Annotated in this window: 25 protein-coding genes; 11 read left to right on the plus strand and 14 right to left on the minus strand. The window is 66.5% G+C overall.

The window, feature by feature from the left end; all coding sequences use genetic code 11:
* The coding region (locus ACAM49_RS20815; protein ID WP_369637205.1) for a DUF2218 domain-containing protein at positions 1 to 352 on the plus strand (352 nt) is incomplete at its 5' end.
* Positions 353 to 426: 74 nt separating this feature from the next.
* Here the strand turns inward: ACAM49_RS20815 and ACAM49_RS20820 are convergent.
* Complete coding sequence (locus tag ACAM49_RS20820) at positions 427 to 747, minus strand: hypothetical protein (RefSeq protein ID WP_369637206.1); 321 nt, start codon at positions 745 to 747, stop codon at positions 427 to 429.
* Entirely contained in the window at positions 747 to 1,058 is a 312-nt protein-coding gene (locus ACAM49_RS20825) for a helix-turn-helix domain-containing protein (RefSeq protein WP_369637207.1), read from the minus strand. The genes ACAM49_RS20820 and ACAM49_RS20825 overlap by 1 nt, the downstream gene beginning before the upstream one ends.
* A gap of 99 nt (positions 1,059 to 1,157) precedes the next feature.
* On the opposite strand from ACAM49_RS20825, the gene ACAM49_RS20830 reads away from it, so the two are divergent.
* Positions 1,158 to 2,423, plus strand: coding sequence for a helix-turn-helix transcriptional regulator (locus tag ACAM49_RS20830; protein WP_369637208.1), 1,266 nt, complete (start codon positions 1,158 to 1,160; stop codon positions 2,421 to 2,423).
* On the opposite strand, the gene ACAM49_RS20835 is transcribed toward ACAM49_RS20830, so the two are convergent.
* Both ACAM49_RS20835 and ACAM49_RS20840 read right to left on the minus strand, forming a co-directional pair.
* Positions 2,420 to 3,070, minus strand: coding sequence for an HAD family hydrolase (locus tag ACAM49_RS20835; RefSeq protein ID WP_369637209.1), 651 nt, complete (start codon positions 3,068 to 3,070; stop codon positions 2,420 to 2,422). The genes ACAM49_RS20830 and ACAM49_RS20835 overlap by 4 nt on opposite strands.
* 139 nt (positions 3,071 to 3,209) lie before the next feature.
* Positions 3,210 to 3,779: a GNAT family N-acetyltransferase gene (locus tag ACAM49_RS20840; RefSeq protein ID WP_369637238.1), complete on the minus strand. Its 570-nt coding sequence runs from the start codon at positions 3,777 to 3,779 to the stop codon at positions 3,210 to 3,212.
* Between the two features lie 1,278 nt (positions 3,780 to 5,057).
* Between ACAM49_RS20840 and ACAM49_RS20845 the strand changes: the two genes are divergently transcribed.
* Complete coding sequence (locus tag ACAM49_RS20845; RefSeq protein WP_369637210.1) at positions 5,058 to 5,657, plus strand: GAD-like domain-containing protein; 600 nt, start codon at positions 5,058 to 5,060, stop codon at positions 5,655 to 5,657.
* A gap of 196 nt (positions 5,658 to 5,853) precedes the next feature.
* Here ACAM49_RS20845 and ACAM49_RS20850 read toward each other — a convergent pair whose 3' ends face one another.
* Together ACAM49_RS20850 and ACAM49_RS20855 are read right to left on the minus strand one after the other, a co-directional pair.
* Positions 5,854 to 6,408 (minus strand): hypothetical protein, encoded by a 555-nt coding sequence (locus ACAM49_RS20850; protein WP_369637211.1) that lies wholly within the window; start codon positions 6,406 to 6,408, stop codon positions 5,854 to 5,856.
* 82 nt (positions 6,409 to 6,490) lie between these two features.
* Positions 6,491 to 6,613, minus strand: coding sequence for a hypothetical protein (locus tag ACAM49_RS20855; protein ID WP_369637212.1), 123 nt, complete (start codon positions 6,611 to 6,613; stop codon positions 6,491 to 6,493).
* A 341-nt stretch (positions 6,614 to 6,954) separates the two neighbouring features.
* Here ACAM49_RS20855 and ACAM49_RS20860 point away from each other — a divergent pair, with 341 nt between their 5' ends.
* Complete coding sequence (locus ACAM49_RS20860; protein WP_369637213.1) at positions 6,955 to 7,401, plus strand: SgcJ/EcaC family oxidoreductase; 447 nt, start codon at positions 6,955 to 6,957, stop codon at positions 7,399 to 7,401.
* Positions 7,402 to 7,618: 217 nt separating this feature from the next.
* Here ACAM49_RS20860 and ACAM49_RS20865 read toward each other — a convergent pair whose 3' ends face one another.
* Positions 7,619 to 7,870, minus strand: a complete 252-nt coding sequence (locus tag ACAM49_RS20865; RefSeq protein WP_369637214.1) for a hypothetical protein — start codon at positions 7,868 to 7,870, stop codon at positions 7,619 to 7,621.
* Positions 7,871 to 8,269: 399 nt separating this feature from the next.
* Here ACAM49_RS20865 and ACAM49_RS20870 point away from each other — a divergent pair, with 399 nt between their 5' ends.
* Complete coding sequence (locus ACAM49_RS20870) at positions 8,270 to 8,683, plus strand: HIT family protein (RefSeq protein ID WP_369637215.1); 414 nt, start codon at positions 8,270 to 8,272, stop codon at positions 8,681 to 8,683.
* A gap of 177 nt (positions 8,684 to 8,860) precedes the next feature.
* On the opposite strand, the gene ACAM49_RS20875 is transcribed toward ACAM49_RS20870, so the two are convergent.
* The 5 genes from ACAM49_RS20875 to ACAM49_RS20895 form a co-directional block, all read right to left on the minus strand.
* Positions 8,861 to 9,802, minus strand: coding sequence for a hypothetical protein (locus ACAM49_RS20875; RefSeq protein ID WP_369637216.1), 942 nt, complete (start codon positions 9,800 to 9,802; stop codon positions 8,861 to 8,863).
* Between the two features lie 263 nt (positions 9,803 to 10,065).
* The gene (locus ACAM49_RS20880) at positions 10,066 to 10,713 is read right to left on the minus strand and encodes a response regulator (RefSeq protein WP_369637217.1); all 648 of its coding nucleotides are present in this window, start codon (positions 10,711 to 10,713) and stop codon (positions 10,066 to 10,068) included.
* A gap of 123 nt (positions 10,714 to 10,836) precedes the next feature.
* On the minus strand, positions 10,837 to 12,060 hold the full coding sequence (locus ACAM49_RS20885) for a sensor histidine kinase (protein WP_369637218.1): 1,224 nt from the start codon (positions 12,058 to 12,060) through the stop codon (positions 10,837 to 10,839).
* Between the two features lie 28 nt (positions 12,061 to 12,088).
* On the minus strand, positions 12,089 to 12,790 hold the full coding sequence (locus tag ACAM49_RS20890; protein ID WP_369637219.1) for an ABC transporter permease: 702 nt from the start codon (positions 12,788 to 12,790) through the stop codon (positions 12,089 to 12,091).
* Positions 12,791 to 12,836: 46 nt separating this feature from the next.
* Positions 12,837 to 13,742, minus strand: coding sequence for an ATP-binding cassette domain-containing protein (locus ACAM49_RS20895; protein WP_369637220.1), 906 nt, complete (start codon positions 13,740 to 13,742; stop codon positions 12,837 to 12,839).
* A 176-nt stretch (positions 13,743 to 13,918) separates the two neighbouring features.
* On the opposite strand from ACAM49_RS20895, the gene ACAM49_RS20900 reads away from it, so the two are divergent.
* The 3 genes from ACAM49_RS20900 to ACAM49_RS20910 all read left to right on the plus strand — a co-directional run bounded on the left by ACAM49_RS20900 (position 13,919) and on the right by ACAM49_RS20910 (position 15,931).
* Positions 13,919 to 14,551 carry a TetR/AcrR family transcriptional regulator gene (locus tag ACAM49_RS20900; protein ID WP_369637221.1) on the plus strand — a complete coding sequence of 211 codons (633 nt, stop codon included), beginning with the start codon at positions 13,919 to 13,921 and terminating at the stop codon, positions 14,549 to 14,551.
* A 2-nt stretch (positions 14,552 to 14,553) separates the two neighbouring features.
* Complete coding sequence (locus tag ACAM49_RS20905) at positions 14,554 to 15,228, plus strand: VC0807 family protein (RefSeq protein ID WP_369637222.1); 675 nt, start codon at positions 14,554 to 14,556, stop codon at positions 15,226 to 15,228.
* Between the two features lie 268 nt (positions 15,229 to 15,496).
* Positions 15,497 to 15,931, plus strand: a complete 435-nt coding sequence (locus ACAM49_RS20910) for a hypothetical protein (RefSeq protein WP_369637223.1) — start codon at positions 15,497 to 15,499, stop codon at positions 15,929 to 15,931.
* 20 nt (positions 15,932 to 15,951) lie between these two features.
* Here ACAM49_RS20910 and ACAM49_RS20915 read toward each other — a convergent pair whose 3' ends face one another.
* Complete coding sequence (locus tag ACAM49_RS20915; protein ID WP_369637224.1) at positions 15,952 to 16,512, minus strand: cutinase family protein; 561 nt, start codon at positions 16,510 to 16,512, stop codon at positions 15,952 to 15,954.
* A 347-nt stretch (positions 16,513 to 16,859) separates the two neighbouring features.
* On the opposite strand from ACAM49_RS20915, the gene ACAM49_RS20920 reads away from it, so the two are divergent.
* Both ACAM49_RS20920 and ACAM49_RS20925 read left to right on the plus strand, forming a co-directional pair.
* Positions 16,860 to 20,915 carry a hypothetical protein gene (locus tag ACAM49_RS20920; protein WP_369637225.1) on the plus strand — a complete coding sequence of 1,352 codons (4,056 nt, stop codon included), beginning with the start codon at positions 16,860 to 16,862 and terminating at the stop codon, positions 20,913 to 20,915.
* A 154-nt stretch (positions 20,916 to 21,069) separates the two neighbouring features.
* Positions 21,070 to 22,398, plus strand: a complete 1,329-nt coding sequence (locus tag ACAM49_RS20925) for a lipase family protein (RefSeq protein WP_369637226.1) — start codon at positions 21,070 to 21,072, stop codon at positions 22,396 to 22,398.
* A gap of 22 nt (positions 22,399 to 22,420) precedes the next feature.
* On the opposite strand, the gene ACAM49_RS20930 is transcribed toward ACAM49_RS20925, so the two are convergent.
* Complete coding sequence (locus ACAM49_RS20930) at positions 22,421 to 23,620, minus strand: alpha/beta fold hydrolase (RefSeq protein ID WP_369637227.1); 1,200 nt, start codon at positions 23,618 to 23,620, stop codon at positions 22,421 to 22,423.
* Between the two features lie 151 nt (positions 23,621 to 23,771).
* Between ACAM49_RS20930 and ACAM49_RS20935 the strand changes: the two genes are divergently transcribed.
* Positions 23,772 to 24,788, plus strand: coding sequence for a nitroreductase family deazaflavin-dependent oxidoreductase (locus ACAM49_RS20935; protein ID WP_369637228.1), 1,017 nt, complete (start codon positions 23,772 to 23,774; stop codon positions 24,786 to 24,788).
* Positions 24,789 to 24,792 lie beyond the last annotated feature (4 nt).

Here is a 24,792-nt window from a genome sequence, read left to right on the forward strand (position 1 = left end):
CGCCCTGGAGTCCCACATCAGCACCGACCGCCCCGCGCGCTATGTACGGCAATTCCGCATGCACGCCGAGGCCATGGCGTCACCGCGCGTCCACAGATTCCGTGCACACGCCGGAAAGCAACGCTCCCCCAACAATTTCCAACTCAACATCGAAGGCACCGACACCCACACGACAGTCCGCTTCGACCCGGCAGGAACCTGCACACTGACCGCCACCGACGACACCCTGTCCCTGCACATCGAGGCCGCCGACCCCACCGACCTGGAACACCTGCGCGACCTCATCACCGCCGACCTCACCCACTTCGGCCGCGGCACTCTGGAAATCGCCTGGAACACCGTCGAATTCTGAAACTGAGCAGCCTCACAGCCGAAGAACGAATGCCCTCGGGCAAACCACCGCGCACACAGACTCATTGAGCCACTTCATCGAGGAGATTCGTCCAATTGGTGTTCGTTGGTGCGCCGCTCGGCACACTCCGCGACCAAGTAGACATCGCAACGAGTGGCCAGTACCTCGATGTCCTGGCTGCTCAAATGGCCGACGCCGGGTAAGAACAGCGCATCGGCGTCCTCCCGGAGAATCCGGTTGACCATCCGCACATAGTTGCCTTCGGACTCGGTGTCTGCAAAAAACGTTGCCACCCAGGTAAAGCCAAGTTGGGTTGCCGCTCGCTCCATTTCGTGTTCGAGGTGCCGAAAGTCGGGGCCGGACGCCGAGCGCAGGATGAAGCCGACGGCTCGCATCATCGTGGTCCCCCGACGTATTCGCGATACCTCGGCCGGCACATCGCAAGACGACCGCGGTCGGTCGAGTGCCATCGTGCCGGGCTCTGCGGCGTGACCGTCGCGAGACCGGTACGCGCCAAGCGCAACAACGCCCGGCGGATCGATGACTCCGGTAGCCCGGTAGCCACGCTCAACCCGCGGACCGTAAACGGCGCTGTCACATCGGAATTCGCCAGGATTCCGAGTACCTTCGCCTCCTGCTCGGTGAGCGCCATGACACTCCTTCGGTCGTTTCGATCAGTTGAAGTCCACCGACTCCACGATCCCATCTACCGATGTCCCAAAACTGGCCATTCGATGGGACATTGAGCGGCCATTTTTCGTCCTATCGAGGCCATCAGGCCGCGCTCGGGCGTAGCCTCGGTGCTATGACGTCCTCGGCGAATTCCCTTCGCGCCGCGCGGCTCAGCCTCGGCTACCGCTCCCAGGAGGCGCTGGCGGAGGCACTGAACAAGACCGCGCGCGAGATCGGGTTGAGGATCGCGATCAACAAGAGGACTGTCCGGCGTTGGGAATCAGCCGAACCGCCATGGCCACAGGCCGAGCACATCATGGCGCTGGAAACCCTCTTCGGCCGACCGATTTCCGAACTCGGTTTCGGCTCCGCACGCAGGGCCGGCAGCGACCAGCCGTCGCATCCGCAGGCCGGTGGGAATCGGGAAACGTGGGCGTCTCGGCATTCCGGTGCCGCGGAAGGGGTGCTACCGCAATCCGTGGCGTCGGATTTCATGTCCGCGACTGCGGCCCATCGCCGCATGTACTGGTCGGTGCCAGCGGCGCGTCTGCAGCGTTTGGTCGCCGAGCACGCGGCGCTGGGATGGGATCTCCTACCGCAGATCCCGGGTGCGGCGAAAACCCTTATGGCACGCGCGGTCGCGGAGTCCGGTCTGCTCGCGGGTCGGCTGGAATTCTTCGACCTCCAGCAACCCGACCTGGCCGGTCCGAGTTTCGGCCTCGCACTGCAAGCCGCCGGCCAGTCCGATGACCCGCTACTCGGTGCCGCGGTGCTGGCGCACATGGCTTTTGCTCCGGCCTTCTCCGGCGACCCGGAGCGGGCCGAGGAAGCGCGCGACAAGATCCGCGGCGCACGGACGTTCGCGGTGCGCGGCAATGCCGGTGCCGAGATGCTCGCGTGGATCGATGCGGTCGAGGCCGAGGTGGAAACCCGCTTCGGCGATGCGGCCGCGGCTCTGCGCCTGATCGAGCACGCGGAGGCGGAATACAGTCGATATGCCTTGGACGACAACGCCAGTCCCCCATGGCTGGACTGGTTCTCACCGACCCGATTGGCCGGTTTCAAGGGCAACACGCAACTCGCCGCCGGTGACGGCGCGGCAGCGCGGGAAACCCTGGAACGGGCGCTTGCCGATCTGCCCGTCGAAGCAATCAAGCAACGGGCCGTCTTCCTCGCCGATCTCGCCGCAGCAGCCGTGCTCGAGCGCGATCCTGAACAGGCTTGCGCGTACCTGAACGAGGCACTCGGACTGCTCGGAGAGCACTGGTACGCGACCGCGATGGATCGCGTGAAGGCGGTGCGCCGGTCGCTCCGAGAATGGGACGCACTCCCCAGCGTGCGGGAACTCGACGGCCAGCTTTACAACTGGCACACCATGATCAGATCGCTGCCAACTTAACTGTTCTCTGCGGCAACGATTTTCGGCAACTCGGTGAGGTCACGGATCTTCCAGTCCGACAGCTCCGTAACCTCGGGGTTGTCGCGGTGGATCCACCCCCATGGACCGCGCTGAATGAAGGCCGTCCGCATACCCACCGCCTTCGCGGGCGCGATGTCGTTCTCGATCCGGTCACCGACGTAGACGATCTCATCGGCCGCGCACGGTGCGACCTCGACTACCTTCTCGAAGAAGGCGGTCGAGGGCTTCTCGACACCCCAATCATCGGAGGTCGCAATGAAATCAGCGGGAAGATCCAGACTCCGCAGGATCTTGCCCGATCGGACGGTCTGGTTGCCGACGATCCCGACCCACACACTCATCGCCCGCAACTGCGAAAGCGCCGGCCGGACGTCGGGATACAGATCCTCCTCGCCATAGGTCTCCGGCCGACCGGCCTGCGCTCGCGCCTCACGCTGCTCGGCTAGATCGAAACCGGGTTGGAAGATCTGGAAAGTCTCGCGGTAGTCCCGGCCGCTGGCGATCACCGCACCGAACACCGAAACGAACGTATGCCGCGGCACTCCAAGCCAATCCGCCCAGGTCCCGTACTCGCGCGTCTCGTCGACGAGCGTCTCCCCCACATCGAACACCACAGCCCCGATCATGGCCACAACCTACCCGTCCCGTCAGCCCGGCCTCCGAAGGCTGACGGCTTGAAGAACTCAGCGGGAGGCGGCGAGCAGAGGGAGGCGACGTAAGTAGTGCGTTTGGTGGTGCGCGGTCGGGAGGCTCGTCTGTCGGACGTCAGCTGCTGGTGACCGGCCTCAGTTCGTTGGGCAACAGGCTGAATAGGAGTGTGTCGCGGCGCCGACCTTGGAAGGGTGTGTGGGATCGCATCAAACCCTCCTCGACGAAATCGCACCGTTCGGCGACGCGGCGGGAGGCCAAATTGTCTGGTGCGCACGTCAACGCGAGTCGCATGATCGTGAGGTCGGTGAACGCCCATCGGGCGAGAAGTCGTACCGCCCGACTGGCGATACCTCGCCCACGGGCAGGGGCCGATAGCCAATATCCGACCGCTGCTCGGCCCTCGTTCGATTCGACATCGTAGATCGATGCGCCGCCCCACACCCGTTGGGAGTCGGCCGCATCGACGATCGCGAGGTTGATCGCCTCCCCGCGGACACGCTCGGCTTCCTCCTGGACGAATCGCCGCCTCAGATGATCCTCGGTGAATTCTTCGACCAGAGGCCAGGAGAACTCCAGGCATTGCGGGTCCCGAAAGCCCGCGAACCGCTGTGCGAAGTCCGATGGGAGCCAAAGACGCAATGCCACAACATCATCCACGAGACCACTGGGCGGCGGCACTATCATCGGCACATCATCGACTGTATCGACCTGCCGGAGTGCAAGCACGCCACGGTCGGTGCGGACTCGAGCTGATATGTACTACACCAGCCGAACCCGCAGCGCAGCTTCGAACGCCCAGGTCGCGGCGAGATCGGACGTTTTGCTGAGTGGCACACCAGCGAGGCCAATCCGGACAAATCCCCTCGCTCATGTGCCACTCGATGAAGGTCGGGAACTGGGGCGAGATGACCACGCGGCGTTGACCTTCGGTGCCACACCGGCCGTCTCGGTCAGCGCTATCCGCGGCAGTAGCGGACAACCTGCCTACCTCGAATCGCCACGGCCAGTTGATCTTCCGCCGCGCCGCGCTGGCCGCTTCGGTCAGCGCGGCATGCGGCTAGCGGATGGTTGGGTTCGCATTAGGTTCGCCCTTCAGTCGGCGGTTCTCCCTCAAAGCACAAGGCGACTTGAAGTGAAGTTGGAAGACCGACCGATGCGCGTAAGTTGCTGCAAACAAACATGATTCGTCCGACGGATCGTCGAATCAGGGGCTAAGCTCGCGACAGTCGCTGGGTTCGATACCCGCAGACGAGTCCACCCGCGAAGCCTTATGAACGGAGACATTCATGCCTGTTCCGCCGCCGCCGACCATCAAGTCCGTCATTGGCTCCAACGAGGTCTTGATTCCAAACGGTGGGACTACCGCTGACACCAGCGTGACGCTCTCAGGCACCGCCTCAGCTGGCCTGCTGGTGGAAATCTTCGACGGCGAGATCTCACGTGGGCGAACCACCGTCACTAGCAGTGGAACGTGGACGCTGCCCGCGACAGCGCTGACAGTAGGAGCCCATTCCCTCGCAGCGAAACAAACCAGCGCTGAAGGAACCTCGCCCTGGTCGACAATCTGGCGATTCACTGTACGCGGATAGACGGAAGACCTAGCCGAACTCCGCTTCGAGAGCAGACGCTCGCTCATCGGCTACTTAGCGGATGTCCGGGACGGCTCAGTTCAGCACGGCCGGTTGATCTTCCGCCGCGCCGCGCTGGCCGCCTCGGTCAGCGCGCCTCGCGGCAGAATAGTGCCTTCCGGCCGCCTCGCTCTGTACTCGCCGTTCCTCCTATGCGGCTGGACCGCGTCATGAGAAACGTTGTCGTGAAGCCTCATTCATCGCGAGGGTGGCGGTCGCGGCTACGGTGAGTTCCGGTCGGCTCGGCAATTCAGGTGTCGTGCCGCAGGATCACGTGAGGTAGCAGTGTCTTTTCCGATCAAGGACGTCAGCAAGCGATGGGGGGCGGCCCACGGTGTCGGTTCCTGTTCCGGCCGAAAGGTTCGAGAGGTACGCAGGGCAGGTACCGGATTTCTTGTTCGATCTGTGGCGTGGCTTCGGGTTCGCCGGGTTCCGAAATGGGCTGTTGTGGTTGTGTGATCCCGAGCAGTGGCAGCCGACGGTTGACGCGTGGACCAGCGATCTGGAGTTGCCGTTCGGACCAGACACGTGGGTTGCGGTGAGCCGCTCCGCATTCGGCCAATTGTCCCTGTGGGGCCGGCGAACCGGCCTCAGTCTGACTATCACGCCCTTCTATGGACAGGTCTTCCCTGTCGACAAATCCGACAAGATGTCGGACCCCTTCTCACGCGATGTGCAGATCCTCGCGGACTTGGAAGCGGCGGCCATCATGAAGACCTTGGATCCAGAAGCAGATGACGACAAGCCGCTGTTCAAACGGACGTTGAAGCGGCTCGGACCGGTCGGCCCCACCACCATGTACGGGTTCGTCCCCGTCGTTGCTCTGGGCGGGCCGATGCTGCCCGACCACGTCGAAATCGTCGATGCCGTAGTGCACATGGAGATCCTGCGCCAGGTGACACCCCAGTCGCTGATGGTGAATCCCTACCGTTAGGCGCTTCTGCACGCTTTGGTTGAACACGGAAATCGGCAAGACAGTGTGTTCGGGTCGACGGTGGGGGCGGTGGCCTTGCGATCAAAACCGGTCGGTCCCAGCGATCTTCGGGGCCGACCGGGTGGCTGCTTCAGACAGCGCTGCTCGCGGCGGGAGAATGCACTCAGCCAATACAACCGGGCATCGCACCTTGTACTCAGGATTGCCGATGCGGTCCTCTGAGTTCTTCCCTGGATAGCGGGTGCGGGCATGTCATCCGGTACTCACCGGTACGTCGGTTGATGTACAGGTACCTCGGGTAGCTGCCGAATTCAGAGCATTGCCAGTGCTTTTCGCCGGGCGCGATCTGTATCGTCAGATTCTCGGCGGGACCGGTGAGCAGATCGATCGCCATCTGCTCTGCTTCGGCTCGGTTCACTTGCCGAACATCGGTGACGTATGAGAACAACCGGCTCACATACACCGACCACCATCGCACCCATGGATCACGACTGCTCGAAGCCTGGGAAGCGACAGCTTTCAATGCTGAATACTCTTGCGAGACTTTCCATCCCACGATTCGACGTGAGTAGTCGTGCAGGACCGTGGCGCAGTATCTCTGTTTGGGACAGTCGGCGTCTCCGGCAGCGTCCAACAGGAGCGGCAGCCCTACGGGGTCGTGGAGCAGCACGTCTTCATCCTGCTCCATCAATACCGCATCAGGGTCAGCCGCCCAGGCCCAGAACGATTGTTCGTCAGTGAAAGGCCACACTCTCGCAGCCTAGCCAAGGCGTCGCAGGCCGGTTCGGTCAGCGCGATCCGCGGCATTTCCGTGCGTTCGGCGGAGGGCGTGGCTACGGGCGTTCGGTCTCGCCGACGATGACGTCACCGGGCTCGAAGTCCAGCTTTCGAAGCTCGCGGAAGATGAGACCGATGGGTGCGGATTCGTCGTGCGGCTGTCCGACCTTGCACGGCATATCTATCCCCGCGCACGTGTCCGACGGACCTGGCCGACCGTCGGCGTGGATCACCCTGAGCCGATCACCCACACGCGCGACGCCCGACTCGACGTGCCCCACGACCGCGATCCCGCGGCCTGTCAGCGTGAATACGTCCTCAACCGGTAACCGAAACGGCTCATCGCGCGGAGCATCATTTGCCATGGCGTCATCATGAATGCCTCTGGGTGAGGAGCTGCAACGACACCTGGATGTGTCGACGATGGATCCGCTCGGGACTGAGCTGGAACTGCGCTGCCATACATCGCGGAATCCAGAGATTTGACCTCGAGCGCTGTTCAGGTTTCAGGATGTTAGCCATGACCGCAACAACATCCGGACGGCCAACCGTCGAAGACACAACAACCGACCACGCTGCCGACATCACCGCGATCGAAAAGTTGATAGCCGACGTCGAGACCGGCTACAACACCAACGATGCCGAACTGATGGTAAGCGGCTTCACCGCAAACGCGTCGGCGGGCAACGCAGTGGGCATGGTGATCACCGGGTACGGCTCGCTGCTCGAGGCCGCTGAACGCGGTCTCGAGGGATTTCTCGCGAACGAGTATGTGCGTTACGACATGGGCGACATCGGCTTCCTGCGTCCAGATGTCGCGGTCGCCCATAAGGTCGCCCGTGCGACCACCGCCGAGGGCGAACTCATAGACAGGGACCCCGCGATGGTCGCCCTCTATGTGCTGGTCAAGGAGAACGACCGCTGGTGGGTCGCCGCCCGCCATAACACCCCAGTGCCGAAGGCTTGACCGGTCCCCGCCTATCGCGCTCCGGCTAATGCTGCAACGCAGCTATGCGAGTGGGTGCCCGCTCCGTCGGCAGTGGGACAACCGACACCGACGAATCCAGCGGGCACAAAACCGGTCGGCCCCACCGATCTTCAGGGCCGACCGGTTGGCCACCTCGAACCGCGCCATACCGAAACTGGGGGGTAGGCGGCACTGGAGTCAACGCCGCCCATCCGGATCAATTCACCCGTTTGACAATGAAGTCAATGAGGTCCGCCACGGTTCTGAAGTTCGACGCTTCCTCGTCGGAGATGCTGATATCGAAGTGGTCCTCCATCATCATGACGATCAGGGGCACGACCTCGCTCCGATCTCCAGCAGCGTCGAGGTGCATGTCAGCTTCGATCTCGCTGGCGCCCAACCGGTTCGTTGCCGTGTTCGAGATGATCACGCGTAGAGCCTGGAAGGCGTCGTAGGAGGTGAGGGCCATGGCGATCTCCGTTCGTCAGGTCAAGTGCGTAGGCACCGTTCATATGGTGACTGCCCCAGCGTGGCGGCACGCCGATTAGCGGGTGGTCGCCGAGAAGGCGAGCTTTTCGCTTGTCCCACATGATCGTTCAGCATGCGCCAATCGGCTACAGAGTGGACTGATTTCACCGTCTGAGAACAAGCAATCCACATGCAAACCGCCACGCGCACAGACTCATTGAGCTCGGGCTCGCGCCGGTATGATGGTGCGTTCGGTCGATCTCGATCAGGCTTGGCTTGTTGACCTTTCACCGCGCCGCGCTGGCCGGTTCGGTCGGCGCGGTCAGCGGCAATGCAGTGCGTTTATCGGTACTGTCGCGCAGTGGGGAATGAATGTCTGATCTGCGAAAAGCATCGTGGCGTGGGCCGCTTGGTCGGCCCGGTGGTCTACTCCGATGATCTGGTGGTGGTTACGCACCGTCCACTCTCCGAGGGCGTGCCGATGCCTGGCTACCTTTTCGTCGAAACCGTCCGTCACGCAGCGACTTTGGCTGATTTGACCGATGCCGAGGGTGCTGCGATCGGGTGGGCGGTGCGCCGCGCGGCCTACGCGCTGCGTACCGAGCTGTCTCCTGAGTACGTGTTCTCTGCGATTACGGGCCGCAGCGTCGCGCACTTCCATCAGCATGTCTTCGTCCGGCCGGCAGGTACTCCCGACACCGTGAGCTGGTTCGCTTCCTGGAACGGTGGGCCACGTGTCGATGAAGCCGGGCTGGCTGTGCTGTGCGAGCGCCTCGCCGCATCCTTCACCCAAGACGAGGTGCTGCCGTCCTGAATCGAGCGGTCGCGGCAGATTAGTGCGTTTCGAACTGCGTAGGAGCGCCGCGTCGATCGGCATCGTGCACCAACTCGTCCGGCAAGATCTAAGCCATCTACCAGGCCGGTAGCTGAACTGAAGCACTCCACCCGATGGCACATCGACGTTGGGCCGACCGAAGGGATCACCGGTGCCTCAGACTCTTCGACTGGAATACAGCGGTGGCCGGCTGACGGAATATTTCGGATCGAGGCACACGATCGATGACTTCCGGCGGCCACTGCGCCGCCTCAACGGCGACAGCCGGTACTCCCTCAACCTCGCCGCCCTGCCCACTCCCAAATGGCCCGAAGACCTCACTGGGATCGACGAGGCCGCGATGGGCCTGCTGTACCTGCAATGCGCGGGTGCCGCTGACGCGCTGAGCGTGGAGATCCGCATGTTTGCCGATGGAGTTTCGCGGCTGTTCACGCTCGGCCACCCCGGCTCTATCCGCATCCCCAGCGCACGCGGCTGCGGATTGCCGACGACGGCGCGGATCCTGGGGATCAGTTCATCAGGGATCTGCCATATCTGGCGTTTGATGGTCTCGCCGTTGATCGTTCCGTCCGCGGTGTAGGTACTGGTCATCTCCCAGACGAATGGCGCGTCGGTGGGTTGAATCGAGGGGTCGCACAGACGGCATCCGGCCTCACCCTGAAAGACCATGTGCCGGATACACATTTCGTGGAGATACGGCTTCGGCGCGATGGTCCAGTCTCCCAGGTAAGAGTCGGTCGTCGGACTGGCACGAAACGTGGTGAGCATCTGCATGAATGCACCGAGGTTGTAGTCGGCCGTGGGGGTGTAATGCAGTTTCTCCCAGCCGGTCCGGTGAATCGCGCGGTCGAGCATAACGATGAAGAAGTCTTGCTCGGCTTGGTGGTCCCGGGTCCACGGAATCTCAGCCAGGTCGAACCCGCCCATTCCGAGGGCGTATCGCACCAGGTCGCAGAAATGCAGCACCAGGTTCTGCTGCCATGCTGTTCGGGCCACCGAAGAACCCGCCAGTGCCATCACGTCGCAGAACACCTCGGTGCTGCCGTTGGTCATATAGACGTCCAGGCCAAGCGCCTTCGCGCTGAAACGGTTGCCCACGGCCACACCCTAGCGGCGCTCAGGTGCCCGACACGTCACGACACTTTGCACTGCATTCGGCTGGTTTCAGTGCGATCCCCGGTGGGCGCAGCGACTGTCCTGAAGCGAGCGGTCAGCGGCATGAGCGGCGCATTCGAGCCCGCTTGAGCCGGGCGCGTGGAGTTGGTGGTGGGAGGGCGGGGCGGCGGTGGTTGGGGTCCAGGGTGTGGGGAACAGGGCGTTGGACGGGCAGGTGTTCGAGCGGGCCGCGGTGGGGTAGCGGGTCAGGCGAGGCCGGCGCGTAGGACGAGAATCGCTATCTGGGTGCGGTTTTCGAGGGTCAGTTTGGCGATGATGCGGCTGATGTGGACCTTGACGGTTGATTCGCTCATGTGGAGGGTGCGGGCGATTTCGGCGTTGCCGGCGCCGGTGGCTACCGCCAGGGCTACCTCGCGTTCTCGGTCGGTGAGGTGGTCGAGTTGGGCCAGGGCGTCGGGTTGTTGGGCGCCGGGGCCCTGGGTGAAGGCGGTGAGCATGCGTTTGGTGATGGCGGGGGCGAGGATCGCGTCGCCCGCGGCGACCACCTCGACGGCGCGGGCGAGTTCGCGGGGCGGGGTGTCCTTGAGCAGGAAGCCGGCGGCGCCGGCTTCCAGTGCGGCGTAGACGTATTCGTCGAGGCCGAAGGTGGTCAGGACGACGACGGCGGGTGGGTCGGGGAGGGCGCGGACGCGGCGGGTGACCTCGAGGCCGTCCACGTGCGGCATGCGGATATCGGTGACGACGACGTCCGGGTGATGCTTGTGGACGAGGTCGACGATGGCGCGGCCGTCGGCGTCCTGGGCCACCACCTCGATGCCGCCACCGGCCTCGAGGATCATGGCTATGCCGGAGCGCACCAGCTCCTCGTCGTCGAGCAGCACCACCCGGATCACGAAACCTCCCTCACCGCATCGTCATTCGTCCGCCGCCGGCATTCGCCCAGCGCTGCCATCCGTCAACCATCGGTATTCGCCAACCGCTGTCATTCGTCGACCGCTGCCATCCATCGACCACCGTCATTCGTCCACCGCGTGCAATGGAAATGTCGCGTGCACCACGTACCCGCCGCCCGCCAGCGGCCCGGAATGCAGGCTGCCACCGGCGAGTTCGACCCGTTTTCGCATCCCCAGCAGGCCGAAGCCGGAACCCTCGGCCGCCAGCGGAGTGTGGTCGCCACGCCCGTTGCGGACATCGACATCCAGTACCCCGTCGACCACCGTGAGGGCGGCCCGCACCTCCGCGCCCGCCGCATGTTTGGCGGCATTGGTCAACGCCTCCTGGACGATCCGGTATGCGGCCCGGCCCACGGGTCCTGCCACCTCGGGCAGTTCGATCGGCATGGTCAGGTCCACCGTTTGCCCTGCCGCCACGGCCTCGGCGACGAGTTCGGGGATCGATCCCAGATCCGGTGCCGGGCGCAGCGGCACCCGCTCCGCCGAATCCCGCTGGGCGGCCGCGTTCCCGTGAGCCGCCGAATTTCCCAGGGCCGCCGAATTTCCCTGGGCGACCGAATTCCCTTGGGCCACCGCATCGGCCGGTTCCCGCAGGATGCCGAGCAGCTCCCGCATCTCGGTCAGCGCCCGCGACCCGGTGGTGCGAATGGTGCCCGCGATCTCGGCGGGCTTGCCGTCGGCCGAGACCTCCAGCGCCCCGGCCAGCACGGTGATCTGCGAAATCCGGTGCGCCACAATGTCGTGCAGCTCCCCCGCGATGCGCAACCGCTCGGCCTCCACCGCCGCCGTGGCCCGCAGATCGCGCTCCCGCTCGGCCTGTTCGGCGCGTTCCCGCAGCGCGGCAATGGTTTCCGCGCGCTGACTGGTCCACAACCCCAACAGCAGCGGCACCGCGAGCACCACCGCCAGTAGGGCCGTTCGCGTCAGGAACAGTGGCACCGTCGTGCCCTGACCCCAGGGGATGGCGACCGCGATCAGCGCGGCCGCAGCCCCGAACCACGTCCGTCGCCGATTACCGCAGCGATCGGCGACGGTGAAAACGGCCAGCAGCAGCGGTGCGACCGATCCGACGAGCACCTCTCCGAGCACGCCCGCCGCCAGCACCGGCAGCGGCCGGTAGCGCCGGAATACCAGGGTCAGCGCGACGGCGATCGACACGTACGGTCCCGCCGCGGCGGGCAGCAGCCCGAACGGGGAGCTGTGCACCTCCGACAGCGAGATCGCACCGAACAACAGGGCGAGCACGACATCGAGCCCCACCCGGGCGATCCGTCGCGTCCTGCTCACTCTGGCAACCCTAGTCGTCGCCGGATCGTCACACGTCACGGCGCGCGAGCAGCGCCAGACCCGCCGCCAGCAAACCGGTGGCCAGGGCGAACAGCGGCAGCATCGACAGCACCGGATTCATTTGTCCCGGCTGCATCGCGAACCCGGCGGACAGGAACGGCATGAGCTTCGGGCTCAGCCCGGCCAGCACGCCCCCGGTCTCCACCACGGTCGGGAACCCGATCGCCGCCACCAGGGCCACCGTCGCGTTGCGGGTGATGGCCGCGACCCCGAGACCGGCCAGCGCGGCCAGCGTCATGTACACCGGGACGCCGACGAAAGCGTAGATGAGATGCGAGGTTCCGCTGGGCAGCGTCGAGACCAGGCCCTGCACGAGCACGGTCAGGCCCACCACCGCGACACCGTAGAGCGCGGCCAGCCCGCCGACGGTCAGCGCCTTGGCCGCCATCACCCGGCCCGGACGGCGCACGGTGAGCATCGTGGTGGTGATGGTGCCGTAGCGGTACTCGTGCCCGAAGGCGTTGACGGCCACCGCGGTACCGAACAGCGCGGCCAGGACCAGCGGCAGCCCGTGCACCGAGGCCGCGAATTGTTCGGCGGGCGTCGCGTAGTCGCGGGCCGCGGACAGGTAGGCGATGAAGCCCTGCAGCGCCAGGCCCGCGGCCAGCAGCACCCAGGTGGATCGCACGGTGGCGAGCCGGGTCAGTTCGTAGCGAATCGCGTTGTACATGAGAGGAATTCCCGTCAGGGTCGGGCGGCGGGGCCGCGAAGCTGGATCAGGCGGCGTGGCCGCGGTACTGGGCGGAGTCGGCGGTGGCGTGGAAGTAGGCGTCCTCGAGACTGGTGCGCGCCTGGGTCAATTCGGTGACCAGCACGCCCGCCTGCATGGCGAGGATGGCCACGCGCTGGCGGTCCTCACCCTCGATCACCACCGCGCCCCCGGCGTCGATCTGGACCCGGAAACCATTGCCGCTCAGCATCTCCGCGAGCGCCTCCGGCCGATCGGTGCGCGCCACGATGCGCGGCGCGGAATTGCGGCCCACGAACTCGGCCACCGATTCGGCGGCGAGCAACTTGCCCGCGCCGATCACGATGAGCGAATCCGCCAGATGCGCCATCTCGTTGAGCAGATGCGAGGACACGAACACCGTCCGGCCCTGGCGCGCGAGATCCTTGAGCAGATCCCGCAGCCACCGCACGCCCTCCGGATCCAATCCGTTGGCGGGCTCGTCGAGGATCAGCGTGGCTGGATCGCCCAGCAGCGCCGCCGCCAGCCCGAGCCGCTGCTGCATGCCGAGGCTGAATCCGCCCGCCCGCCGACCCGCGACGTCGCACAGCCCGACCACCCCGAGCACATGCTCGACCCGTCCCTCGCTGATCCCCGCACCCGCGGCGATCATGCGCAGATGTCCGATCGCGGTCCGCTTGGGATGGACCGCGCGAGCATCCAGCATCACGCCCACCGAGCGCAGCGGGTCGGTCAGCTCGGCGTAGGTCTGCCCGTCGAACAGGGTCCGGCCGCTGCCGTGATCGAGTCCGAGCATGAGCCGCATGGTGGTGGATTTGCCCGCGCCATTGGGCCCGAGGAAGCCGGTCACCACCCCCGGCCGCACGTCGAAGGACAGATTGTCCACCGCCGGAGTCTGCCCGTAGCTCTTGCCGAGCCCGCGCGCCTGAATCATGTCGATGCCTCTCGCCGCAGGGGCGACGCCCGTCGCGTCACCGTGTCGCCTTCGACCATCCCGTGTGCGGCGGTCCCGTCCATCAGCCGACGGCACACGACCGGCTAACACTTTCGGCTTACAAGCAGCGTTGATATCTCTTGCTCGGTTGAGCAAACCCGCGTACCGTTTTGCTCATGCAAGCAAGACTCAACTCGAGCAAGCAAGAGTCGGAGCGGACGTTCACCGAGACGGCCCGGCGCGCGCAGATCGTGGACGCGGCCATCGAGGTCATCGCCGACCAGGGCTACGCCAATGCCTCGTTCGCCAAGATCGCCAAGCAGGCCGGGCTCTCCAGCACCGGCATGATCTCCTACCACTTCCAGGGGAAGGGCGATCTGATTCGCGAGGTGGTCACCCGCATCATGACCGTGTCGGCCCAATTCATCAGCGCCAAACTCGACGCCGAATCCGGCTACCGGGGTCGCATGCTCGCCTTCTTCTCCGCGAATCTCGCTCTCGTGGACGAATATCCGAAACATCTGCGGGCGCTGTCGAATATCGCCGCCAATGCCGGGACCGACGATCCCCACCTTTTCGGCCTGCTCGACCAATTGGGTTCGGTCTCCGCCACCCAGGCCGAGATTCTGCGAGCGGGCCAGCGCGACGGCGTATTTCGCGAATTCGATCCTGTCGTCATGGTGATGGCCATTCGCGGATCCCTGGACGCCGCCATTGCCCGCAAGGCCACCGATCCGAATTTCGACGCCGCCGCCACCGCGCGCGAACTCGCCGACCTCTTCGACCGCGCCACCCGCAAGGACGCCTGATCATGACGCACCCGACCGCCGCCCAGTCCGTCCCCGCCGACCGCACCGCCACCCAGAAGCGCGCCGCCCTGCGCAGACATATCGCCCGCCAGGTGCTCGTGGAGCTGCTGCTGCCGATCGGCGCGTACTACGGTCTGCGCGCGGCCGGGGTCAGTCCCTGGGCCGCCCTGATCGCCCCGGCCCTGCTGACCCTGCCGTTCCTCGCCTACGACGCCCTGCGCCACCGCCGCGTCGACGCGGTCGCGCTGTTCACCCTCACCATGATCGTCATCGGCACCGCCGTCTCGGTGATCACCGGCGACCCGCGCACCCTGCTGGTGCGCGACGCCTGGCTCTTCGGCGCGGTCGGCCTCTGGATCCTGGCCACGCTGTTCACCCAGCGGCCCATGATGCGTAGCCTGGCCCGCACCATTGTCACCGTGAAAATCGGCGAGGCCGGATACCGGGAATGGGATGCCCGCTGGGATACCGATTCCCGCTTCCGCCACCATCTGCGCGTGCTCACCGCGGTCTGGGGCGCGGGGTTCACCCTGGATGCCGTCATTCGCGTCGCCCTCGCCTATTCCCTTCCCCTGGATGCCGTTCCGCTGGCGACGACATTGCAATGGCTCGCCGTTCTGGGAACACTGATCGCATTCCATGTCTTCTACGTCACCCGCAACGGTTTGAAGGTTTGAGCCGCCCCCGGCCGGGATATTCCTTCGCAGAGCGAATCAAATCTGCTGGGCAGTCGCCCAATCCGAGGCCATTCACCCGCCGAAGGGGCAAGAAATTGTGTTAGCCCCCTCGACAGATCTGCCGTCTGTGCGCCGTAAAGTGATACGTTTTCTCTATGGCCGCGTTGGCCGCATAACCTCTTTTGCGCATCAGGGAGATGCCGTGTCCAGGACTGTGAAAGTCACTACCGCATGGGTTTGCGGGGGAATCCTCGGGATAGTTGCCGGAATGTTCGGCGCGGGCGGCGCGCACGCCGACGACGCGGGCGGTCCGGTTCAGGTCGGCGACGCCGTGTATTTCGCGCTCGGCGGGTGGAACTGCTCGATTGCGGGCAACGGTGTGGTGGGTTGCGATCTGGCCGCTCCGGCCGCGGTGATGAATGTGCTGTACGCCGGAGCACAGGTCCCGTTCCCGAATGTGCCTGCCATAGTCATCGATTCGACCGCCACGCCGGCGCATCCGGAGTGGAATTCCAACGGCAGCCACACGCTGCCGGGCGGAAATCCGGGATTGGCGGCCATCGCCCAGGTGAGCGGGCACGACCCGCAGTTCTCCGTCACCCACGCGGGCGCGACCTGTCAGATCACCTTCAATGGTTCGGCCGTGTGCACTTCGCTGGGTCATGGATTCAGCCAAAGGGGACCAGTGCCTTTCGGCTACTGATCCCCTTCGGATGCAATGGATTACCAGTACCAGACGCCGGAATCCCAGTCGCCGTAGTCCCAGACATTGAAATCGTAACGAGTATGCGCTCCCCCGAAGAGGTAACCCCACCAGCCGGCCGAGGTGTCGCAGATCTGGTCGTCATGGTTGCACACCGTCACAACCGGGAAGCCGCCGAACCAATCATCGACGCCCGCAAGGGGATAGCCGATGATCCCGCTGCCGGGAGTCGAGGACAGGCCCGCCCAACCCGGGCCCGCGGCCCGCTTGGGATCCGACAGCAGAATGGCATTCGCGTTATCGGCATCCTGGTGTGCGGTGACCCAGGCGTGCACGATTCCCGCGCCTTCGCTGTGCCCGATGAGCTTGATGTGGTCGCCGGGGCATTCGTCGCGATGCTGCCAGAACAGCCGGTTGAGTTCGTTCAACCCCGACATCGGGTCGGCGGAGTTGTAACCCACGGGCTGGTTCACAAAGGGGGCGAAGGTCGACGAGGTATTGTCGCCCAGCCCGCCGATGCCGATCGTCCAAACGCCGGTGCAGTCATCGGCATTGGCCTTCGGAGCCGTGAGGTGTGTCATGGTGGAAAAGAGGATGGCCAACACTAGTGCGGCGAAGAGCGCCGTTGCTCTACGCATGGTCGTAACTTTCTTTGTCTACTAACCTCCGGGTCTCGCCCGGCTTGCACGCTATGTACCCGGCAATTGCTGGCGTTCTCATTCCTGCCGAAACAGTTACATCCGGCCTGTTTTCGTAGTCCATTCCGCGATGTCAGGGCCGTCGCGACCGATCTCGGGCATGGCTTGCCGGGCGTTGACAGACTTCGCGGTCTGCACCCACCGTGAATCTTCGTGGTTCGGCGGGTAATTCGCTTAACCGTGGATTCGCGACGCATACTGTCGGGGACCGATCGGGGATGGGGGCGGGTATGGTCGCTGACGACGTCGAGGACGGCCGGTCGCGGTCACCGCGGGCGGCATTCGCGCGGCGGTTCGCCGAACTGTATGCGGCGGCGGGGAATCCGACGCTGCGCCGGGTGGCCAACGCGGCCGAGGAGCGGATGCGCGCCGCGCGCGGCACCCGGCCGGGCGCGGTCCCGGCCACGCGGACGGGCGCGGCTTCGGCGCAGCGCATCAGTGATTGGAAGGCGGGGCGCAATGTCCCGGCCCGCTTCGAATCGCTGCTGCCGGTGGTGCTGGTGCTGGTCGAGCTGGCGCGCAAGACCGGCGAACCACTGCCGCGCCCACTCGCCGATCGTGCGGAGTGGCACCGGATTTGGCAGGCCGCGACCACATGGAATCCGGAAGCGGACACCGAGGCCGCCTGCCCGTATCAAGGGCTGAGCTCCTACGGGCCCGAGCATCGGGGGCTGTTCTTCGGGCGAGCGCGCGCCGTGGCCGAGCTGAGCGCCCTCGTGCGCTCGGCCGAGGGTGTGGTGGCCGTGGTCGGCGCCTCCGGAGCGGGGAAATCCTCGCTGCTCGCCGCGGGTTTGGGCCCGGCGCTGGCAGATTGGGAGAGCACCACGCTGACGCCGGGCGCGCATCCGTGCACCGCGCTACTCACGGCGCTTGGGCGGCCGGGCACCGAGGCGGCCACCGAGGACGCACTCCTGGCGGCCCTTGCCCCACGACCCGAGGGCCCGCGCCGACTACTGATCGTGGACCAGCTCGAGGAGTTGTTCACCGCGGGTTCCGATGAGCGCCAACGGGACCTGTTCCTCACCGTCCTGGACGCCGCGGCCCGCCGCACCGACGATCCGATCGCCGTGGTGGTGGCATTGCGCGCCGATTTCTACGCGCACTGCCTCAACCACCTCATCCTCCAGGACGCCCTGGAACACCGCGGCTATCTGCTCGGCCCGCTGCGCATGGAGGAACTCTCGCAAGCGGTTTCGGGCCCGGCCCGGGCGGTCGGCCTCGATCTCGAGCCCGGCCTGGAAGAGCTCATCACCACCGAATTGTGCGGCGCCACCGACCATCCCGGCCGCCGCACCTACGATCCGGGCGCGCTGCCCATGCTCTCGCATGTCATGGCCGCCACCTGGCAGCATCGCGAAGGCCGCCGCCTCACCATCGCGGGCTATCGCACCGCGGGCGGAGTGGTCGGCTCGGTCGCCGAGACCGCCGAATACGCCTGGAACGAACTGTCTTCCGACCAACAGCGGGCCGCCCGCACCATGCTGCTCGGCCTGGTCACCGTGAGCCAGGACGCGCGCGACACCCGCCGCACCGTCACCCGCGAGGACCTGCTGGCCCGCACCGACGATCCCGAAGCCGCCACCGCCGCACTGGAACTGCTCCCCCGCACCCGCCTGCTCACCCTCGACGCCGACGCGGTCACCCTCACCCACGAGATCGTCCTCACCGCCTGGCCGCGGCTGCGCGGCTGGATCGACGAGGACCGCGTCGGCTACCTGGCCCGCCAGCGCCTGGAATCCGATGCCGCGGAATGGGCCGCCCAGGAACGGGATTCATCCCTGTTGTACCGCGGCCCCCGCCTGCAGAACGCCCGCGAGCACGCGGACCCACCACCGGTCGGGCCGTTGGCACAAGAATTCCTGACCCGGTCGGTGACGGCCGTCGACACCGGCCGCCGCCGCTCCCGACGCCTCCGGCTGACGCTGGCCCTGCTCGGCGTGGTGCTGCTCGTCCTGGGCGTCGGCCTGTACTCGCAGATCCGGCTGGCCGATCAGCGGCGCGCCGACAGCGATTTCACCGCGGTGCTGGCGGCGGCCGATCAAGCGCGGCAGTCGGATCCCTCCTTGGCGGCGCAACTGAATCTGGTCGCCTGGCAGCTTCGGCCCGGCGATCCGGCCGTGCGCTCGCGACTGCTCCAGTCCCAGGCGGCGCCGCTCCTGTCGGTCACGCCCGCCCACACGCAGGCTGTTTCGCGGATCGCGTACCAGCCGAACACACGGACCCTCGCCTCGGTGGATCTCCAAGGCGGCCTGCGGCTGTGGGACACCACCGACCCGCAGCACCCGCGCCCATCGGGAGCCCGGATCGAGGGCGTCGGCGACGTGGCCCTCGATCCGGCCGCACCTCTGCTGGCCACCGCGGACGCCACGCTGGTGCCCAGCGGCGACCAGCTGAACGCGAATCATGTTGTCACGCTCTGGGATATCTCGAACCCCGCCACGCCGCGCCGGCTGGCTCAGCTGCCGACCGACTCGAACCCGACCGAGGTGACCTTCGCCCCCGACGGCCGCACGCTCGCGACGCAGTCCGTCAACCTGCTGACCCTGTGGGATGTGAGCAATCCGGGCACACCGGTGCGGCGGGCGGACCGGCCGCTGCATGATCGGGGCTCGCTCAGCGGAGTCAGCGCGTTCCGCTTCAGCCCGAACGGCCGCCTGCTCGCGCGCATCGACCGGAACGGAGCCGCCCGCACCGCCTCGATCCAGCTGTGGGACCTCACCCGCCCGGACGATCCCACGCTCCTGGTTCCCGACTTCGCCACCGCACCGGAATCGTCTTCCGCCCCGAGCGGCCCGACCTCCCTCGCCTTCCGTGCCGACAGCGCGGTGCTGGCCGTCGGGATCACGCCCGAGGCGGGATCGCATGCCATCGTGCAACTCTGGGATCTCGCGGATCCGGCGCACCCGCGCATGTCCGCGAGCCGCGAGATCGACCACGGCGGCATCTCGGATCTGGACTTCGCACCCGACGGCCACAGCCTGGCGACCGCCGTCGGCGCCGCGGTGACCGTCTGGAACGTGACCGATCCGGCGGATCCGACCCTGCTGGTCGACGGGCTGTCCACGAGCCCGGGCACCTGCCGTTCCGGTGTGGGGAGCGCCGCGTCCGGCACGGACTCGTTCGAGTGCTACGCCGCCCCGCGCGCGGTCGCGTTCACCGCCGACGGGCACCACCTGCTCGCGGGCGCGTCCACCGGTGAGCTCCACACGTGGTCGCTGCCATCCGCGCTGATCCCGGCCCTGCCGGGCTCGAACGATATGTCGGTCTTCCGGGCCGGGGGTAGCAGACTGGCGATCGGGTCACCGCGGCTGGGCGTCACCACCCTCTGGGACGTACGGAATACGCAGTCGCCCAAGAGGATCGCCGAGTATCGCACCACCCCGGAGACGGAAGTCGGCGAGCTCTCGCCGGACGGCACCGTACTGTTGGAACAGAGCCTGCGGGGAACGTCGATGTCGGTCGTCGACCTGTCCGATCCCGCCGCCGTCCGTATACGCGGGGAGGGGCCGATTCCCGATGCCGGTTCACTGCGAATGTGGGCCATCAGCAAGGACTTCCGGACCATGGTCACCGTCGACGACCACCGGCTGCTCCGGCTGTGGGACTTCACCGATCCACCGCGCACGACGCCGCTCGGCGACCCGATCCAGGTGCCGGACAAGGCCGATTTCGAATTCGGTCCGGACAGCAAGACCCTGATCGAGACCGAAACCATCGGCGAGGCCGGACATTCGGAGTCGGTGACCACCCTGTGGTCCATCGCCGAGCGATCCCATCCGAGCCGGATCGCCGAATTGCTGCGGCGTCCCACGAGCGAGCGGTCCATCGTCGACTTCGCGCCCGACCTGCGCACCATGGTGGTCTCGGGCAAGAGCACCTTCCAACTGTGGGATATCAGCGACCCCCGCGAACCGCAGCGGCTGGGGCAACCGGTCGCGGCGAAAATCCCCGCGCTGCGGGGCTTCACCTTCACTCCGGATTCCCGCACCCTGCTCGCCCACGGCTTCGACGGCGTCATCAGACTGTGGGACCTCCGCGACCGAGCCCATCCCGCGGAATTGGCGACCTTGACCCCCACGGGCGGATACAGCGACGACTCGGTGGTCGTCGCCGACAACGACCGGCTCGCCGCCATCACCACCGAAGGCACCTTCTTCCTCTGGGATCTCGATACGCAGCACGCCGTCGACCGCATCTGCTCGGTGACGGGCGAGTTCTGGAACGAGGACCGCTGGAAGCAGTACCTCCCCCAGTTGACGTACCGCCCGTACTGTCGCAATGGCTGACCGAAACCTCCGCCTGTGCACGTGCACAAACCGCACCGCCGCCGCCTTAGCCGCCTGTCAGTAGTGCTGAGCAGCGGTTTCCTGTGAGCTGGAACCCAGATGCGGTGCGCGTGTGAGGGCGGCCGCACGAATCAAGGGCGATTCGGAGGATGGAATGAGCAAGTCCCGGCGGCGGCTGACCGTAGCCTTGGCGGCCGCGTGCATGGCGGTGGGTACCGGTGTGGCGCAGGCGGATCCGGGTTTTCCGGTGTTCCCGCCGGATCAGAATCAGCTACCGCAGCTGCCGAGTGAGCCGCAGATCTATCAGGCGCTGCCCGTTCCGGTGCCGTCGCAGGATCCCTGGTACGACGATCCGGCCGACCTGGACGCCTATGCGCCGGGTCAGATCGTGCGCTCGCGCGAGGTGCAGACCCGGCTGCTGGGGCTGCCGTTCCCGGTGTACACCAAGCAGTTGCTGTTCCGGTCCGAGGATGTGCACGGCAATCCGATCGTCACCGCGACGACGGTGATCGTGCCGGGCATTCCGTGGCAGGGCAGCGCGCGGCCGGTGGTGTCGTTCCAGGAGGCCATCGACTCCACCGACTCCTCGTGCAATCCGTCGCACACGCTGCAGGTCGGCACCATGAAGGAGTCGGCGCTGGCGATCTACTGGCTGATGCAGGGCTTCGCCATCAACGTGCCCGACTTCGACGGCAAGTTCAACACCTTCAACACCTATGCCGAGGGCAAGATGGTCCTCGACAGCCTGCGGGCGATGAAAAACGATGCGGGACTGGGGCTCACGGATTCGGGGATCGCGCTGTACGGGTATTCCGGCGGCGGCTCGGCCTCGATCCGCGCGGCCGAGTTGCGCGCCACCTACGCGCCGGATGTGCGGCTGCTGGGCACCAGCATCGGCGGGACGCCCGCCAATCTGATGGAGCAGGCGAAGTACGCCACCAAGGAGGAGCCGGGCGTCACCGGCATCAGCAACTTCACCATGTGGCTCGGGTTCGTCTCGCTGTCGCGGGAGTATCCGGACGCGTTCGATGCCGCGGAACTGCTCACCCCCGAGGGTCAGCAGATCGTCGCGGACATGCAGCACCGCTGCTATGCGACCGCGGCGCTGACCGGGATGTGGCGGCCGATCAGCGATTACTACCAGCCGGGCAAGTCGCTGGAGTCGTATCCGGAGGTGGTGAAGGTGTTGCGGGACAACAGCCTCGGCCACTACATCCCCGATACCCCGGTGCTGTGGTGGCACGGGCTGTGGGATGAGTTGATCCCGCCCGCCGAGGTGGTGCTGCCGACGGTCCAGTCCTACTGGGATCGCGGCGCGGACTTGCGCTTCGCCACCGTGCCGGTGCCCGAGCACATCGTCAATGCGGTGACCGGGTGGCTGCCGGCCGGCGCGTGGACCAGCGCGCTGTTGCGGGGACTGCCGGCGGGGCCGCGGTTCATGGCCGCCTTCGCACCCCTGCCGCCCGGATTCCCCGGGGCCTGAGGAGGTCCCGGGTGCCCGAGCGCTATCCGCAGGTGGAGGGGGCCGGTTTGCCGGTGAATCGATCCTCGATCCAGCCGAGCGTGGTGCCGAAGAAGGTGACCGGCAGATTGAGGCTGTGACCGAGGATCGAGCCGGGAGCCAGTGGCGGCAGCCCGGTTTCGGTCAGCGCCACGGTGGCTCCCCGGCCGCACCAGGTGGCGGCGAGGTCGCGCACGGGACCGGGCGGGACGACATCGTCGTTGGTGCCGGTGAGCACGGCGACGGGGACGCCCGGGGTGCGGTGGCCGAGGGCCAGCTCGTCGAGAGCCGCACGGGTGACGGGGTTTTCGGTGAGCTCCAGCGCTAGTGGACGGCCCGATACCGTCCACTCGGTGGTGTGGTGCAGGCCGTAGCGCAGGGTGGTCTCGGCGACGCATTCGGTCGCGGTCGCCGCCATCATGGCGCGTCCGGCCGGATTGATGATCGCCGCGAGCGCCGGAACGGTTTCGGGGTAGGCGCTTTCGAGTGCGTTGAGGGCATAGCCGACCAATCCGGCCGACAGCCCGCCCTCGAGCCGGTCGAAGAAGGAGGACAGATCCACCGGGGCGGCGCCGACACTGACGCCCTTCACGTCGAGATCCGGTCCGTATTCGGCCAATTGCTCGGCCACTCCCCCGGCCGCGTTACCGCCCTGGGAGTACCCGGCGAACACCACCGGCCCGGGCTCGGGAATCGTTGTGCGGCCCAGTCTTTGGGCGGCGCGCACGGCATCGATCGCGACATGGGCCTCGGCGACGGGGTTCATGTAGCTGGGTGCGTTGGGGGCGCCCAGACCGGCGTAGTCCGGAACCACCACCGTGTAGCCCTGCGCGAGCAGCGCGTACATGAACGGAAGTTCGTACTCGGCCATCACATCCAGGGGCGGGGTGTATTGGAGCAGTCCGGTGAGCAGCCGGGACGGCGCACACTGGGCTCCTTCCCCGTGCGTGCCGACGAGATAGGCGACCAGCGGTCGCGGGCCCGGGCCGCGCCACGGTGCCATCGGTTCGATGACGGTGCCGGTGGCCGTGATGGGCTCACCGTGAACATCGGTGCTGGAAAACGTGATTCGCGTCCCCGCGCCCAGCAGCGGGTCCGGCTCGGCGAGCGACGGCGGCGCCAGCGTGGCCGCGGGCAGGACGGGTAGCACGGCCAGGACCGCGACGGCGGCCAGGCGAAGCACCCGGCGGATGGTGACGGTCAAGCCGAACTCCAGTGTTCATGACGCGATACCGCTCTCGCGGCGAGTCCGGCCATCGTATCCGGTCACCCTGGCGGCGACGGTCAATTGCGTGGCGGCACAAGCCATAGCAGGCCGCCGAGACCGGTGCTGAAATCCGTTCCGGGAGGTAATGATGAATCTGAAACCCGATGTCGCCGTGCCGACCGACGGGTCACCGCACTGGCGGGTCACGGCACTCGACCGCATTCCCGGACTCGGCGAATTCCGGCGCACCGAACCGAGCACCTGGCTGGTGGCCCGGCTGGGCGGACTGTTCGGCGGCGGAGGCCGCATCAAGGTGCTCGAGCTGATGGGGCGCAGTCCCCTGATGTTCTGGGGCTATATGCCGTTGGGTCTGAAGGTGGTTCCCTTCAGCCGCCTCTCGCGGGTCGACTGCGAGCTGGCCACGCTGCGCACCGCCTGGAACGCCGGTGTGCGCTACGAATGGCACCACCACGTGTTCGCGGCCCGGTTCAGCGGTATCTCGGTGGAGACCGTCGAGCGGGTCACCGCCGGGCCCGAGGCTCCGGGCTGGACCGATCATCAGCGCGTGCTGTTGCGCGCGGTCGACGAATTGCATTCCGACCGCATGATTTCCGACGAGACCTGGCCGCTGCTGCGGGCGCGGCTGTCCGAGGCGCAGACGGTGGATCTGTGCATGCTGGTCGGCCACTACGAGATGCTGGCCATGCTGCTGCTCAGCCACGGCATCGAACCCGAACCGGCCATGTGGCGGCGCGGGCCCGCGCGCTGGCTGCGCGATCCGGCCAGCGGTGACGGCATCGCGCCCGGCTGGCTGCCGCGGTTCAACAAGCTCGTCACCAATCGGGTCCAGGGCGTCACCGCCGGAAGGGTGCCGCCCTACTCCGTCATTCGGCATCTGGGCCGCAAGTCCGGTGCGCCGTACCGGACTCCGGTCGTGGCCGCCTACCGCGACGGGCTGCTCATCGTGCCGCTGCCCTACGGCAGCAAAGCCGACTGGGTGCGCAATGTGCTGGCCGCGAACGGGGGCGAGACGATCTATCGCGGCCGCACCCGCAAGTTCAGCGCGCCGCGGGTGCTGGATGCGGCGGGCGCGGCCGAATTGCCGGAGCCCGCACGGCTTTTCACCCGATTGACGCCGATCCTGGTGGCCGACGTGGAGGCGTAGCCGC

The organism is Nocardia sp. JMUB6875 (assembly GCF_041154655.1).
GTDB lineage: Bacteria > Actinomycetota > Actinomycetes > Mycobacteriales > Mycobacteriaceae > Nocardia.

What these genes read in the sequence shown, in the direction of transcription:
- ACAM49_RS20900 (WP_369637221.1), top strand. Translation starts at nt 13,919, where the DNA reads ATGCAAGCAAGACTCAACTCGAGCAAGCAAGAGTCGGAGCGGACGTTC.
- ACAM49_RS20935 (WP_369637228.1), top strand. Translation starts at nt 23,772, where the DNA reads ATGAATCTGAAACCCGATGTCGCCGTGCCGACCGACGGGTCACCGCAC.
- ACAM49_RS20835 (WP_369637209.1), bottom strand. Translation starts at nt 3,070, where the DNA reads ATGATCGGGGCTGTGGTGTTCGATGTGGGGGAGACGCTCGTCGACGAG.
- ACAM49_RS20865 (WP_369637214.1), bottom strand. Translation starts at nt 7,870, where the DNA reads ATGGCCCTCACCTCCTACGACGCCTTCCAGGCTCTACGCGTGATCATC.
- ACAM49_RS20830 (WP_369637208.1), top strand. Translation starts at nt 1,158, where the DNA reads ATGACGTCCTCGGCGAATTCCCTTCGCGCCGCGCGGCTCAGCCTCGGC.
- ACAM49_RS20890 (WP_369637219.1), bottom strand. Translation starts at nt 12,790, where the DNA reads ATGTACAACGCGATTCGCTACGAACTGACCCGGCTCGCCACCGTGCGA.
- ACAM49_RS20895 (WP_369637220.1), bottom strand. Translation starts at nt 13,742, where the DNA reads ATGATTCAGGCGCGCGGGCTCGGCAAGAGCTACGGGCAGACTCCGGCG.
- ACAM49_RS20855 (WP_369637212.1), bottom strand. Translation starts at nt 6,613, where the DNA reads ATGCCGTGCAAGGTCGGACAGCCGCACGACGAATCCGCACCCATCGGT.
- ACAM49_RS20820 (WP_369637206.1), bottom strand. Translation starts at nt 747, where the DNA reads ATGCGAGCCGTCGGCTTCATCCTGCGCTCGGCGTCCGGCCCCGACTTT.
- ACAM49_RS20910 (WP_369637223.1), top strand. Translation starts at nt 15,497, where the DNA reads ATGTTCGGCGCGGGCGGCGCGCACGCCGACGACGCGGGCGGTCCGGTT.
- ACAM49_RS20905 (WP_369637222.1), top strand. Translation starts at nt 14,554, where the DNA reads ATGACGCACCCGACCGCCGCCCAGTCCGTCCCCGCCGACCGCACCGCC.
- ACAM49_RS20860 (WP_369637213.1), top strand. Translation starts at nt 6,955, where the DNA reads ATGACCGCAACAACATCCGGACGGCCAACCGTCGAAGACACAACAACC.
- ACAM49_RS20925 (WP_369637226.1), top strand. Translation starts at nt 21,070, where the DNA reads ATGAGCAAGTCCCGGCGGCGGCTGACCGTAGCCTTGGCGGCCGCGTGC.
- ACAM49_RS20915 (WP_369637224.1), bottom strand. Translation starts at nt 16,512, where the DNA reads ATGACACACCTCACGGCTCCGAAGGCCAATGCCGATGACTGCACCGGC.
- ACAM49_RS20840 (WP_369637238.1), bottom strand. Translation starts at nt 3,779, where the DNA reads ATGATAGTGCCGCCGCCCAGTGGTCTCGTGGATGATGTTGTGGCATTG.
- ACAM49_RS20920 (WP_369637225.1), top strand. Translation starts at nt 16,860, where the DNA reads ATGGTCGCTGACGACGTCGAGGACGGCCGGTCGCGGTCACCGCGGGCG.
- ACAM49_RS20825 (WP_369637207.1), bottom strand. Translation starts at nt 1,058, where the DNA reads ATGGGATCGTGGAGTCGGTGGACTTCAACTGATCGAAACGACCGAAGG.